The sequence below is a fragment of the Acinetobacter sp. B-6 genome (assembly GCF_056930735.1).
This window is the reverse complement of the sequence record NZ_JBXPBY010000017.1, coordinates 56,969-71,451: the sequence shown is the minus strand read 5'-3', so window position 1 is coordinate 71,451 and position 14,483 is coordinate 56,969. Positions and strand designations below refer to the sequence as shown.

The window sequence follows — 14,483 nt, the reverse complement described above, 5'->3', positions numbered from 1 at the left end:
CGTCATACTTATATCTTTGAAGAAAGATCGTTTGATCCAATCAAATTCAATTTAAAACACCTATCGCTAAATCGCGGTACGCATTGCCTGCCAAATTTGAATGGCGTCTGACATTGCTTTCACATCATGTGCACGTACCATACATGCACCTTGCTGAATACTCATCAAATGCGCAGCGACACTACCTATCGCACGATTTTGAGCATCTGCTCCACCTAAAGCCTCTCCAATAAAACGCTTACGTGATAAGGCGGATAAAATGGGATATCCCATTGCGTTTAATTTATAAAACTCATTCAATAATTTTAAGTTCTGTTGCGCATTTTTAGCAAAACCAAAACCGGGATCAATCATGATGTTTTCAGGCTTAACTCCTGATTGTATCGCTTGATCGACACGTTGTTGAAGTTCCTTAATTACATCCAGAGTTACATCCTGATATTGGTCCAGTTGGTTCATGGTTGTTGGTTCACCACGCATATGCATAATAATCACAGGAATATCTAGTTCTGCAGCTGTTTGCAATGCATTTGGACGAGTTAATGCTCTTACATCATTCCAAATATGTGCGCCGACCTTGACTGCTTCACGAATCACTTCTGGTTGCGAAGTATCAACCGATATCACCACGTCATATTGGGCAAGCTCAGCAATTACAGGAATGACGCGTTGGATTTCCTCAGTGATTGCTACAGTTGATGCACCAGGTCGTGTAGATTCACCACCGACATCAATCACAGTTGCACCTGCATCAATCATTTGTCTAGCATATGCAATGGCTTGATCTTTTTGATTATGTAGCCCACCATCACTAAAAGAATCTGGAGTTACATTCAGTATCCCCATGACATGCGCTTTTGATAGATCTAAACTCAAACGCCCGCAACGCAAAATTTTATTCGGCAGTGACACCAATTGCATGTCGCTTCTCCATGATTAATTTGCATTAGTTTAACAATTACACTCCATTTCAAGATAAATTCTTTTAATAATAAATTGTATTTGCATAAAAAAAGAGCCTCGTATGAGACTCTTTTTGATTTATTCCAATCAGGTTGCCGGTAATGGTGGCGGAGTTGACGGACCATCTGTAGGCGTCACATCAATCACTGGATTATCAGCAACATAAACCTTAGGTGGTTGCGGCTCACGACCTTCCATGATGTCACGGATTTGATCACGATCAATAGTTTCCCATTCCATCAAGGCTTTCACCATTGCATGCGCAATATCTTTATTATTTTCAAGAATATCACGTGCAACTTTGTACTGTTCATCAAGAATACGACGTACTTCTTGGTCAACTTGTTGTTGAGTTGCTTCAGAAATAGTGCGACTACCTACGTTTCCAAAGAAACCATTTTGGTTTTCATCTTCGTAAACCATCACACCCATTTTGTCAGACATACCGTACTTGGTAACCATTGCACGTGCCATTTTAGTTGCACGTTCAAAGTCGTTAGAAGCACCTGTCGACATCTGGTTAATGAATACTTCTTCTGCAATACGACCACCGAATAAGATAGAAAGTTCATTCAACATCTTAGACTTGTAATGGCTGGTTTGGTCATGTTCTGGCAGCTGCCAAGTCACACCAAGCGCCCAACCACGCGGCATAATGGTTACTTTATGTACTGGGTCTGTACCCGGAAGAATTTCTGCTACAATCGCATGACCTGCTTCATGATAAGCGGTCGCACGACGTTCTTCTTCACGAATTACCATCGACTTACGCTCAGGTCCCATATAGATCTTGTCTTTAGCATCTTCAAAGTCATGCATATCGACAGTGTTCTTATTGCGACGTGCAGCAAATAATGCTGCTTCATTGACAAGGTTTGCCAATTGCGCACCAGAGAAGCCCGGTGTACCACGTGCAAGTACTTTAAGATCAACACCTGTCACAGATGGAAGTTTCTTCAAATGCACTGCCAAAATCTGTTCACGACCTTTGATGTCAGGAAGACCCACCATCACTTGACGGTCAAAACGTCCAGGACGTAACAATGCTTTATCAAGTACGTCGGCACGGTTGGTTGCAGCAATAACGATAATACCTTCGTTACCTTCGAAACCATCCATTTCAACCAACATCTGGTTTAATGTTTGCTCACGCTCATCATGACCACCACCAGTACCTGAACCACGATGACGACCAACAGCATCAATCTCATCAATAAAGATGATACATGGTGCATGACGTTTCGCTTGTTCAAACATATCACGTACACGCGAAGCGCCCACACCTACAAACATTTCAACGAAATCAGAACCAGAGATGCTAAAGAAAGGAACTTTTGCTTCACCCGCAATCGCTTTCGCAAGTAAAGTTTTACCTGTACCTGGAGGACCAACCATCAACACGCCTTTAGGAATTGTTGCTCCTAAGCGTTTGAATTTTGCAGGGTCTTTTAAGAAATCTACGATTTCAACAACTTCTTGTTTCGCTTCATCACAACCTGCAACATCAACAAATGTTACTTTGATTTGGTCTTCCGAAAGCATTTTTGCCTTCGATTTCCCAAAACTCATTGGACCATTTTTACCGCCTGCACCACCGCCCATGTTACGCATGAAGAACATGAACAATAAAATAATTAAGAGTACAGGGAAACTTGCAATGAGAAGTTGCATCAACAAACCTTGACGTTGAGGTGCAGTACCTTCAACAACAACGTTATTTTTGATGAGTGTAGGCATCAGTTCAGGATCTTGAACTGCTGGGCGAATACTTTCAAAGTTCGAACCGTTCTTTTTTTCGCCGCTTATTCTTTCACCATCAATTGTGACTTTACTAATTTGACCAGCATTCACCGCTGTGACGAATTCAGAATAATTCATCGCAGAAGGCTTACTGCGGTCACTGAGATTGCTGAAGATTAAGATCAGCACACCCAGTATGACCAGCCACAATACGGCATTTTTGAAGTAATCGCTCAAAGCTTTATTCCCATATATAACTATTTTGATCAGGCTCAATCATGCTTGATCGTAACAAAAAGCGAGTAATGAATTTCGCAATAAAGATTAAAAAGGTACAAAATGCACAATTTTTAACAACTTGGCAAGCATTTGTTGGCAATTCATTACGAACTACGAACATACCTTAAAAATGCCCGCTATTGCGAAACTTTTTTACGACCCTGTCCAATTAAAAAAACTTCTTTTGAACGTGCACGTGAAGCAGCAGGTTTTGCTGTTTTCAATACATCAAAACTGTCCACGACTTGCTTTCGGAACTCATCAAATCCACTGCCTTGGAAAACCTTAACTACAAATTGCCCTTTAGGTCCTAAAACTTTATTGGCAAAATCTAACGCAAGTTCACACAAATAAATCTGGCGAGGTTGATCTACAGCCCTATTACCTGATGTATTGGGGGCCATATCTGAAATTACAACGTCTACAGTGCGTCCATTTAAAATATTTAACAATTTTTCGAAAACTTCTTCTTCTCTAAAGTCACCTTGTAAAAAAGTAACATCTGGTAAAGCGTCCATTTCCAAAATGTCTGAAGCAATCACTAAACCCTTATCACCGACCAGTTTTCCTGCGATTTGCGACCAGCTTCCTGGTGCAGCTCCCAAGTCAACTACAGTCATTCCGGGTTTAATCATTTTATATTTTTCTTGAATTTCAAGAAGTTTATATGCTGCGCGAGCACGATAGCCTTCTTTTTGTGCTTTTTTCACAAAAGGATCATCTAAATGCTCTCTCATCCACGCACGACTACTTTTGGATAACTTCTGGTTGGTAATGCGTGTAGCCATAACTCTCTTGATCTAAACAGATAACTAACTTGTGATTGTACGTGAAAAATATTCTCATTGCAGTATACATATGGATTAAAATCGATAGATATTGATATGTTTTTTTGAATAAGCTTCATCGAATATTTCTACAGAATTTACAGCGCAGCGATATGGCTTTTGTTATACTAAGTCGTTTTTAAAATCAGGTTATTTTTTATGGCGACTCTATCTATCCAAGAACGTAAACGTTTACGTCAAATCGGACATGCATTAAATCCAGTTGTAATGCTTGGTGATAAAGGCTTGACTGAAAGTGTCGTTGAAGAATTAAACCGTGCTTTAAATGATCATGAGTTAATTAAAGTTAAAATTGCGGGCGAAGATCGCGAAGCACGCACAGCAACCATCACTGAAATAGCTGAAACAACTGGCGCAGAAGTGGTGCAAACCATCGGTAAAATTGCTTTGCTTTACAAAAAAGCAGCCAAACAAAATCAAAAACTCTCTAATTTGGTTCGTCACGCTCATCTTTCTAATTAAGATTTATTTTCATGGCAAGTTACGAACTGAATGCTTTTGATCGTCGTTTTCAAAGTATCTCTTTAGTGGGTGCGATTGAGCAGGTCAATCCCTACACCTTAAATGTAGGTTATTGGTTAAGAGATCCCAATCAATTTATTGTATACCCTGAACCTGTTACAGCACATCCGCGTCAAGATTTTCTTTGGGAAAATACCTGTTTTGAAATTTTTATTGGCGTGCAGGGCGAAGATCAATATCGAGAAGTTAACCTCTCCCCTTCTCAAGCTTGGCAAGCCTATCAATTTGAAGAATATCGCTATCCTGAGAATATGCCTCCTGTAGTTGCATACGATATTGAATTAAATCAGCTTAAGCGTACACATTATGGATTAAATGTGAGTTTAGATCTGACTGAGTTTATGCTTGCACATAAACTCAAGTGGTCTGATCTATTTATAGGACTCAGTGCTGTTTTGAATACCACACAAGGTCAACACTTCTTCGCCATGCAGCATAGCGGACAGCAAGCTGACTTTCACAACAAACGCGACTGGTTACATACCTTTTAATCGTCACTGTTGAATTGTCTTTTAAATAAAAAGTGAGGCATTTGCCTCACTTTTTATTTAGGTATAGTTGCTTATTTACAGCCCAAACAACAACTTATTGCTTTGTCGTAACTTTATGCCAAACTTCCAACGTATGCTCTTTAGAACGTTTTAGTGTTTCAGTGAGCTGAACTTTATGCTTAGAGGAAATTTGTGAAACATCTTCACGAATTTCTTTACCTACTTCAGTCAACTCTTTCACCAAAAGGCTTAATTCCGATTTTAAGAAATCAGCTAATTCAACCAAGTCTTTTTGTGAAGTAGAAAATTGGGTTTTGATTACATCAAGACGTTGTACCAAATCTTGTTTGAAGTTTTGGACTTGATCTTGAACCTGTTCATTCAGTTGCTCTGTTTCAGCTTCCAGTTTTTTCTGAGTATCCGCCACAGCTTGAGAGACTTTTTGCTGCGCATCTTTGCCCAGTTTCTCTAAATTTTCCGCAGTTTCAGCTACAACCTCTTTCAAAGCTGCTGTATCTTTTGTTACTTTTTCAGTCACACTTTCTTTAGATATCGTCATATTGATTCCCCCTAGAATACGAAACAATAAGATAGCGTGAAGAAATAAATTTTAGATTTTGATTTGTCTGACAATTATTAAATACTTACAATTTCAAAAAATTCATATGAAAAGCAGAACTAGTAAAAAATAGCAAGGCATTTATCTCACAATATCCACCTAAATAAAATGGACTTTTAATCAGTTCATGCGTATAATGCGCTGTTAAGTTATAAGCGAGCAGACATGAGGAGGGTAGGATTTAATTAGCCTTCCTTTTTTTTCGTCTACTCGCTTTTTTACAGCCCTATTTTTGTGGTTTTAGTTCAGGAGCTATGGTTTGAGCACCCCCGCCATTTTAGCCCTTGCTGACGGTACTGTTTTTAAAGGTACATCGATCGGCGCTACGGGAAGTACGACTGGTGAAGTCGTTTTTAACACTGCCATGACTGGTTATCAAGAAATTTTGACTGATCCAAGTTATGCACAGCAACTTGTAACTTTAACTTATCCTCATATCGGTAATACTGGTTGTAATGAAGAAGACACTGAATCAGGTCGAATTCATAAAGTCTGGGCGAATGGTCTCATCATTCGTGACCTTCCTTTATTACACAGCAATTTCCGCGCAAATCAATCTCTTGGCGAATATTTAAAACAACATAACGTCGTTGCCATTGCTGATATTGATACACGAAAATTAACACGAATCTTACGTGACAAAGGTGCACAGAACGGTTGTATTCTTGCAGGTGAAAACATCACTGAAGAAGAAGCAATTGCTCAAGCACGTGCCTTTGGTGGCTTAAACGGTTTAGACCTTGCTAAAGAATGTTGCGATCCTGAAGGTTTTGAATGGACTGAAGGTTCATGGACATTAGGCAAAGGCTTCTCTCAACCTGAAACTAAATTTCATGTAGTTGCATACGATTATGGTGTCAAAACCAACATCTTACGTATGCTTGTAGATCGCGGTTGTAAGTTGACTGTGGTTCCTGCTCAAACCCCTGCTGAAAAAGTGCTCGCACTTAATCCAGATGGTGTGTTCCTTTCAAATGGTCCTGGCGATCCAGCAGCATGTGATTATGCGATTGAAGCTGTGAAGACTATTGTTGAAACTACAAACCTGCCTGTATTTGGTATTTGTTTAGGTCACCAAATTCTTGCTTTAGCATCTGGTGCTAAAACAGTAAAAATGCCGCATGGTCACCATGGTGCAAACCATCCTGTACAAAACATCGATGACCAAAGTCAATACCACGGTACAGTGATGATTACTTCTCAAAACCATGGCTTCGCTGTAGATGCAGAAACTTTACCTGCAAATCTTAAAGCAACGCATAAATCTTTATTCGATCAAACTCTACAAGGGATTCATCGTACAGATAAACCTGCGTTTAGCTTCCAAGGTCACCCTGAAGCAAGCCCTGGTCCACATGACTGTGCCCCATTGTTCGATCATTTCATCGAACTTATTGAAGCATCTAAGAAGTAATTAAGGAAGCGACCATGGCTAAACGTACAGACATTAAAAGTATCTTAATTATTGGTGCGGGTCCGATTGTCATCGGACAAGCATGTGAGTTCGATTACTCAGGTGCACAAGCATGTAAAGCCCTTCGTGAAGAAGGCTATCGTGTTATTTTGGTGAACTCTAACCCAGCCACCATTATGACTGATCCAACAATGGCAGATGCAACGTATATTGAACCGATTACGTGGCAGACTGTAGCTGCGATCATTGAGAAAGAACGCCCAGATGCTGTTCTTCCAACTATGGGTGGTCAAACGGCATTGAACTGTGCACTTGCACTTGATGCCAACGGTATCTTAAAAAAATATAATGTTGAATTAATCGGTGCAACCAAAGAAGCGATTGAAAAAGCTGAAGACCGTAAATTGTTCGACATCGCAATGCGTAAGATCGGTTTAGAATGTCCTCGTGCCGATGTTGCTGAAAGTATGGAACATGCACTTGAAATTCAAGCGCGTTTTGGTTTCCCTGTCATCATTCGTCCATCATTTACGATGGGTGGTTCAGGTGGCGGTATTGCTTACAACAAAGAAGAATTTATTGAAATTTGTGAGCGTGGTTTCGATCTTTCGCCAACTAAACAATTGTTGATCGATGAATCATTGATTGGTTGGAAAGAGTACGAAATGGAAGTTGTGCGTGACAAAAACGACAACTGTATCATTGTTTGTACCATTGAAAACTTTGACCCAATGGGTGTCCATACAGGTGACTCAATCACTGTTGCGCCTGCACAAACACTGACTGATAAAGAGTTCCAATTACTCCGTAATGCGTCTTTAGCGGTACTTCGTGAAATTGGTGTAGAAACCGGCGGTTCAAACGTTCAATTCGGTATTAATCCGAAAGACGGTCGTATGGTCGTGATCGAGATGAACCCTCGCGTATCTCGCTCTTCGGCTCTTGCATCTAAAGCAACAGGTTTCCCTATTGCAAAAATTGCAGCGAAACTTGCAGTCGGTTATACCCTTGATGAATTGAAAAATGACATCACTGGCGGTACTACACCTGCATCATTCGAGCCTGCAATTGACTATGTAGTGACTAAAATTCCTCGTTTCAACTTCGAGAAATTCCCACAAGCTGACGCAACATTGACAACACAGATGAAGTCGGTGGGCGAAGTGATGGCGATTGGTCGTAACTTCCAAGAGTCTGTACAGAAAGCATTACGTGGTCTTGAAGTCGGTACTTGTGGTTTCGATGAACAAATCGCTGTGGGTACAGAAGGCGCAAAAGATAAAATCTTAGTTGAGCTTAAAGTACCTGGTCCAGATCGTATTTGGTATGTTGCTGATGCCTTCCGTCATGGCTTTACTCTAGAAGAAGTTTTCGCTGCAACCAATATTGATCGTTGGTTCTTGATCCAAATCGAAGACATCATCAAGACTGAAGAACAAATTAAAACTTTAGGTTTTGGTGACTTAAACGCTGACAATATCCGTTCATTTAAGCGTAAAGGTTTATCTGATTTGCGTATCGCAAACTTAATGGGTATTTCGCAAAAGCAATTCCGTAAGCATCGTTGGAACTTGGGTGTATATCCAGTTTACAAACGTGTTGATACCTGTGCTGCTGAGTTTGAATCAGATACAGCCTATATGTATTCAACTTATGATGAAGAATGTGAATCTAATCCGTCTAGCAAAGACAAGATTATGGTCATCGGTGGTGGTCCTAACCGAATTGGTCAAGGTATTGAATTCGATTACTGCTGTGTACATGCTGCGCTTGCTATGCGTGAAGATGGTTATGAAACCATCATGGTCAACTGTAACCCAGAAACTGTTTCAACAGACTATGATACTTCTGACCGTTTGTACTTTGAACCAATCACACTGGAAGACGTACTTGAAATCGTGCGTACTGAAAAGCCAAAAGGCATCATTGTACAGTATGGCGGTCAAACACCATTGAAATTGGCACGTGCTTTGGAAGAAGCTGGGGCTCCAATTATTGGTACATCTCCTGATGCAATTGATCGTGCAGAAGACCGTGAACGTTTCCAACAAATGATTCAACGTTTGAATCTTCGCCAACCAAGCAACAGCATTGTAAAATCTGCTGAAGAAGGTATGGCTGAAGCATCTAAAGTGGGTTATCCATTGGTGGTACGTCCTTCTTATGTGCTTGGTGGTCGTGCAATGGAAATCGTCTACAATGACGATGAACTTAAGCGCTACTTACGTGATGCGGTTCAAGCATCTAACGAAGCACCTGTATTACTCGATCACTTCCTTGATGATGCGACAGAAGTTGATGTTGACTGCGTATCTGACGGTAAAGATGTTGTGATTGGTGGAATTATGCAGCATATCGAACAAGCAGGTATTCACTCTGGTGACTCAGCATGTTCGATTCCACCTTACTCTCTTTCTCAAGAGATTCAGGACGAAATGCGTCGTCAAACAGTGGCTATGGCGAAAGAGCTTGGCGTTATTGGTTTGATGAACGTTCAATTTGCTGTAAAAGGCAACGATGTTTATATTCTTGAAGTTAACCCACGTGCATCTCGTACAGTACCATTTGTATCGAAATGTATTGGTGAATCGTTAGCAAAAGTTGCTGCACGTTGTATGGCGGGTCAATCTTTAGAATCTCAAGGATTCACAAAAGAAATTATCCCAACTCATTTTGCAGTAAAAGAAGCAGTATTCCCATTCAATAAATTCCCAGGTGTTGATCCAATTCTTGGACCAGAGATGAAATCTACTGGTGAAGTTATGGGTGTTGGTAAAACTTTTGGTGAAGCTTTCTACAAAGCTGTGTTAGGCTCTAATGATCGTTTACCAGGAAAGCCGACTGAAGGTGAAGTGAAACATGTATTTATTTCAGTACGTGATTCAGACAAACCTCGTGCACCAGGTATTGCGAAACAATTGGTGGATTTAGGCTTCAAAATTATCGCAACTGGCGGTACTTATGATGTCATTAAAGACGCTGGTATTGAATGTGAACGTGTGAACAAAGTCACAGAAGGTCGTCCTAATATTGTTGACCGCTTGAAAAATGGCGAGATTCACCTCATTATCAATACCACTGAAGGCAAACAAGCTCAGCAGGATTCATTCTCAATCCGTCGCTCTGCACTCCAAGGTAAAGTGTATTACACAACAACCTTGAATGGTGCTGATGCTGTATGCCAAGCTTTAGCAATTCAATTGCCAATGGATGTATATCGCTTGCAAGATTTGCAAACACTAGGTTAATTCGTTTCCGATAAGTCCCGTCACCTTATCGGTGGCGGGCTTTTTTCATTTCTAAACCAGTATTTTTTTAAATACGAAACTGAGGGACAACAATGCAACGTTATCCTATGACTCCCGAAGGCAAGGTTGCCTTAGAGAAAGAATTACAACAGTTGAAATCTGTTGATCGTCCACGTATTACTGCTGCAATTGCAGAAGCTCGTGAACATGGGGATTTAAAAGAAAACGCAGAATACCACGCAGCACGTGAACAACAAGGTTTCTGTGAAGGTCGTATCCAAGACATTGAAGGTAAACTCGGTGCTTGCCAAGTGATCGATGTAAAAGAACTTGAGCAAACAGGTCGTGTTGTTTTTGGTGTAACAGTTACGATTGAAAACTTAGATACTGAAGAAAAGAAAACCTATAAGATTGTAGGTGATGATGAAGCAGATTTTAAAATTAATAAAATCTCAGTGAACTCTCCTATCGCACGTGGTCTTTTAGGTAAAAATGAAGGCGATGAAGTAAAAATCGTCACGCCTCAAGGCGAAGTCGAATATGAAGTGGTCAGTGTTGAGTATATCTAAGTAAAACTACTCATCATATTGAGGGCTGATTATTCAGCCCTTTTTCTTTTCCAGAATAATATTTGATTCTACAACAACAATAATTCAAACAACCTGTCAAAAACTAATCTTCAAATGCAATTGTAAAGAAGGCATCGCTTGCGCAAATCAATTTACACTTTAGAGCTAAAACAAAAAAAATAAAATATATATTTTTCAATTATATATTATAATTTTTTAATCTTTTCACTCAGGATAAATTATATTTTCCTGGATGAGTTTTTAACAAATTGGCTATACAGAGAAATATCTGATGCCTTAAAAATAGCAATTATCACCACCTTGTCCAAATTTATTGCCATTGTTAAATAATCTATTTGCATTAGATTGATGGAAAATAAAAATTTCTTGAGGAACAATATGAAAGCTGGGCGTGTAAGTCGCACAGCAGAAGCAGCGGCTGCTCTGCGTGCCAACCACCATTTGAACGCTAGCGATCCTGTATTTTCAGATCCGTACGCTTTAGCAATGACCAATAGTCGCTGGCGGGTATTACTGAATAATGCCTTGTTTTGCAAAACGCTTAATTCAAAGTTGATGAATCAAACCTTTGGTAAATTGACTGGGCAAGTGGTTGGTCGTTCACGATATTGTGAAGATCTTTTACAACATGCAATTGAGAACCATCAAATTCATCAATATGTCTTGGTCGGTGCAGGCTTAGATTCATTTGTTTTACGTTTAGCAGCTCAATATCCGCAACTTAAAATATTCGAAGTTGATCATCCTGATACACAGAAGACCAAAATACAGAAGTTAAAGAAGATTTCTACATCCCAACAATTGCCTGAAAATGTTGAATTTGTCAGCATTGATTTTGAAAAAGAAAAGCTTTCTGAAGTTTTAACCCGAAGTGGTTTCCAATCTAAACACCCTGCTTTTTTCTCTTGGTTAGGCACAACGCATTATTTAACACCGCAAACCACATTAGCCACTTTGAAAAATATTGCATCCATTGCACATAAACAAAGTGAAGTGGTTATGGACTACTCGATTGATTATAGAGAATTACAAGGTATAGAACGGTTTGGTGCGTTTGCTTTAACTCAATTTACTCAATTTCTTAAAGAACCTTTGATCGGTGCTTTTGGTTCAGATGCTTTACATCAGGCAGTGATCAAAATGGGATATCAAGTCTTGGAAGATTTATCAGGTCAACAGATCACTGAGCGCTATTTTAACCATCGTGCAGATCATATTCGTCATACGCATGGCTCGCATTTGCTTCATTTAAAACTTATTTAAAACAAACCAAGTTGAAATATCATTCAGATATTTCTCACTTTTTAAAGATAGAACATGGAAATGATGCTGATTTACTTAGGCTATTTTATTGAATTTATATAGCTCAATCCTATAAAGCTCATATAAAATAGTCACAACACTCTCCGCACATCAAGCAACCTTTAGAATGCCTAACTCGATAAATTCACCAGTAAAACACTGGTGTGAATTTGAATTTATTTCCAAAACTGTTAAAAATCCAAACATTCATATAAAAGGTAATTACTCCTATTACTCAGCGTATTGGGATCAAGGTTTTGAGCGTTGTGTAGTGCGTTATTTACATGACAAAGCATCCACTACTGAAAAGCCGATTGACCAATTGTATATCGGTAACTTCGTTTGTTTTGGTGCTGAATCCGTAATCATGATGGGAGGGAATCAGTTACACCGTCCTGACTGGATCTCAACATTTCCTTTTGATACCCGTAGTTTTTTACCTGCCGGGGATACAGTCATTGCGGATGGTTGTTGGATTGGGAGTCGTGCCATGATCATGCAAGGCGTAAAACTCGGTGAAGGTGCTGTTGTTGCAACAGGTGCAGTAGTCACCCAAGATGTCCCACCGTATGCAATTGTGGGCGGTGTACCTGCGAAGCTCATTAAATATCGCTTTACTGAGCAAGAGATTGCACAACTACTCTCCCTAAGGCTTTATGACCTTGATGAAAAGCAAATATTGAAAATGCGAGCGCAATTACAGACTGATGATCTACTTCAACTAATACAATTCTTAAAAAATCAAACCAATCAGTAAAATGTAGGCTCAATCTTATCAAAACAAAAAAGGGTTAAATTTTCATTTAACCCTTTTTATAAGATTTAACCAATCGTTGCTTATAGATCTGAATTTAAAGCTACATTGCGATGCGCATTCTTTAACTTTTTTTGTTTTAGATAGTAGGCAAACATCAAACACAATATCCAAGCAGGAATCATCATTACGGCGATGCGCATATCAGGGGTAAATGACATCACAACAAGAATACCGAACATAAAAATCATGCACAGATAATTACTGAATGGATAAGCAATACTAGGGAATTTGGTGGTTTGCCCTTGCGCTAGCATAGCTTTACGGAATTTTAGATGTGTCCATGAAATCACCACCCAGTTAATCACAATCGCGGCAACCACGAGCATCATTAACAAACCAAATGCTTTTTCTGGAAATGCATAATTCAACAATACACATAAAACAGTGACAAATGCAGAAACAAGCACTGCATTGGTTGGGATGCCACGTTTATTGATATGTTTAAGAAATTTCGGTGCATTGCCCTGTTGAGCCAAGCCCAATAACATACGGCTGCTACAATAGCTCGTTCCGTTATAGACCGAAACTGCTGCAGTAAGAATCACGAAGTTCAACAAAGTCGCTACGCCTTGACTATCCAGCGAAGCAAAGACCATGACAAAAGGGCTTCCACCTTCCGCCATTTTGTTCCAAGGGAACAAGGCAAACAAAATAAACAGTGTTGCGATATAAAAAATCAAAATACGATAAATAATTTGATTCACAGCCTTAGGCAAAGTTTTATCAGGATCTCTCGCTTCTGCGGCAGTGATTCCAAATAATTCAATACCGCCAAAAGCAAAAATAATCACTGCCATTGCCATGATCAACCCTTCAACACCAAATGGGAAGAAACCGCCCAATGCCCAAAGATTGGTAATACTTGCTTGTGGTCCTGCTGTACCCGTTGCAAGTAAATAGGAACCAAAGCCAATCATCGCCAAGATTGCCAAAATTTTGACGATGGAGAACCAAAACTCCATTTCACCAAAAAATTTTACATGCAAAAGATTAATGCCGTTAATTAAAATAAAAAACGCCAATGCTGAAATCCATGTTGGGATTTCAGGCCACCAATATTGGATATATAAACCAATTGCACTGAGTTCAGCCATACAAACCAAAACATTGAGTACCCAATAGTTCCAGCCTGACATAAACCCTGCAAATGAGCCCCAGTACTTATAAGCAAAATGGCTGAATGAGCCACTGACTGGCTCTTGCACCACCATCTCACCTAACTGTCGCATCATAAGAAACGCAATCAGCCCTGCAATCGCATAACCGAGGATCACCGAAGGTCCCGCAAGTTTGATCGACTGCGAGATCCCGAGGAACAATCCAGTACCAATTGCACCACCCAGTGCAATCAACTGAATATGGCGATTGCTTAAACCATGTTTCAGGTTTCCTTGCTCGTGTTCTGACATATGATTATTCTCATCCTTGTCGCGTAATTTTTATATTCAAAATTACGTATATCATAAGTTAATCAAAAATGCCTATATCTAATCGAAAAATAATTGATTTACTTTTCTCATAACTGCGCATATAAGCAGAAATTTCAACAAATAACAATTATTATGAATTATGTAATTAAATTATGTATTGCGTAATTATTAATTTTCAGTATGATAGAAATCATCATGTAGATCATTCTGGACTAGTCAG

Annotated in this window: 12 protein-coding genes; 7 read left to right on the top strand and 5 right to left on the bottom strand. The window is 39.5% G+C overall.

Annotated features, from left to right (window positions below; all coding sequences use genetic code 11):
* Positions 1 to 66: 66 nt before the first annotated feature.
* From folP to rlmE, 3 genes are all read right to left on the bottom strand, one after another.
* Complete coding sequence (gene folP / locus AC1Z3T_RS18170; RefSeq protein WP_100885700.1) at positions 67 to 921, bottom strand: dihydropteroate synthase; 855 nt, start codon at positions 919 to 921, stop codon at positions 67 to 69.
* A 129-nt stretch (positions 922 to 1,050) separates the two neighbouring features.
* Positions 1,051 to 2,940, bottom strand: coding sequence for an ATP-dependent zinc metalloprotease FtsH (gene ftsH, locus AC1Z3T_RS18165; protein WP_004829458.1), 1,890 nt, complete (start codon positions 2,938 to 2,940; stop codon positions 1,051 to 1,053).
* A gap of 179 nt (positions 2,941 to 3,119) precedes the next feature.
* Positions 3,120 to 3,770 carry a 23S rRNA (uridine(2552)-2'-O)-methyltransferase RlmE gene (gene rlmE / locus AC1Z3T_RS18160; RefSeq protein WP_004829459.1) on the bottom strand — a complete coding sequence of 217 codons (651 nt, stop codon included), beginning with the start codon at positions 3,768 to 3,770 and terminating at the stop codon, positions 3,120 to 3,122.
* 198 nt (positions 3,771 to 3,968) lie between these two features.
* Here rlmE and yhbY point away from each other — a divergent pair, with 198 nt between their 5' ends.
* Both yhbY and AC1Z3T_RS18150 read left to right on the top strand, forming a co-directional pair.
* Entirely contained in the window at positions 3,969 to 4,292 is a 324-nt protein-coding gene (yhbY, locus tag AC1Z3T_RS18155) for a ribosome assembly RNA-binding protein YhbY (protein ID WP_004829460.1), read from the top strand.
* A gap of 11 nt (positions 4,293 to 4,303) precedes the next feature.
* Complete coding sequence (locus AC1Z3T_RS18150) at positions 4,304 to 4,843, top strand: DOMON-like domain-containing protein (protein WP_004829461.1); 540 nt, start codon at positions 4,304 to 4,306, stop codon at positions 4,841 to 4,843.
* A 94-nt stretch (positions 4,844 to 4,937) separates the two neighbouring features.
* Here the strand turns inward: AC1Z3T_RS18150 and AC1Z3T_RS18145 are convergent, their stop codons facing one another.
* On the bottom strand, positions 4,938 to 5,402 hold the full coding sequence (locus AC1Z3T_RS18145) for a hypothetical protein (protein ID WP_004829462.1): 465 nt from the start codon (positions 5,400 to 5,402) through the stop codon (positions 4,938 to 4,940).
* Positions 5,403 to 5,721: 319 nt separating this feature from the next.
* Here AC1Z3T_RS18145 and carA point away from each other — a divergent pair, with 319 nt between their 5' ends.
* The 5 genes from carA (at position 5,722) to AC1Z3T_RS18120 (ending at position 12,773) form a co-directional block, all read left to right on the top strand.
* Positions 5,722 to 6,876, top strand: coding sequence for a glutamine-hydrolyzing carbamoyl-phosphate synthase small subunit (gene carA / locus AC1Z3T_RS18140; protein WP_009586352.1), 1,155 nt, complete (start codon positions 5,722 to 5,724; stop codon positions 6,874 to 6,876).
* A gap of 14 nt (positions 6,877 to 6,890) precedes the next feature.
* Positions 6,891 to 10,124: a carbamoyl-phosphate synthase large subunit gene (gene carB / locus AC1Z3T_RS18135; protein ID WP_009586339.1), complete on the top strand. Its 3,234-nt coding sequence runs from the start codon at positions 6,891 to 6,893 to the stop codon at positions 10,122 to 10,124.
* Positions 10,125 to 10,216: 92 nt separating this feature from the next.
* On the top strand, positions 10,217 to 10,693 hold the full coding sequence (gene greA / locus AC1Z3T_RS18130) for a transcription elongation factor GreA (protein WP_004829465.1): 477 nt from the start codon (positions 10,217 to 10,219) through the stop codon (positions 10,691 to 10,693).
* A gap of 399 nt (positions 10,694 to 11,092) precedes the next feature.
* Positions 11,093 to 11,977 carry a class I SAM-dependent methyltransferase gene (locus AC1Z3T_RS18125; protein WP_005032976.1) on the top strand — a complete coding sequence of 295 codons (885 nt, stop codon included), beginning with the start codon at positions 11,093 to 11,095 and terminating at the stop codon, positions 11,975 to 11,977.
* Positions 11,978 to 12,143: 166 nt separating this feature from the next.
* On the top strand, positions 12,144 to 12,773 hold the full coding sequence (locus tag AC1Z3T_RS18120) for a CatB-related O-acetyltransferase (RefSeq protein ID WP_046760041.1): 630 nt from the start codon (positions 12,144 to 12,146) through the stop codon (positions 12,771 to 12,773).
* Positions 12,774 to 12,853: 80 nt separating this feature from the next.
* On the opposite strand, the gene AC1Z3T_RS18115 is transcribed toward AC1Z3T_RS18120, so the two are convergent.
* Positions 12,854 to 14,242, bottom strand: coding sequence for an amino acid permease (locus tag AC1Z3T_RS18115; RefSeq protein WP_005032980.1), 1,389 nt, complete (start codon positions 14,240 to 14,242; stop codon positions 12,854 to 12,856).
* Positions 14,243 to 14,483 lie beyond the last annotated feature (241 nt).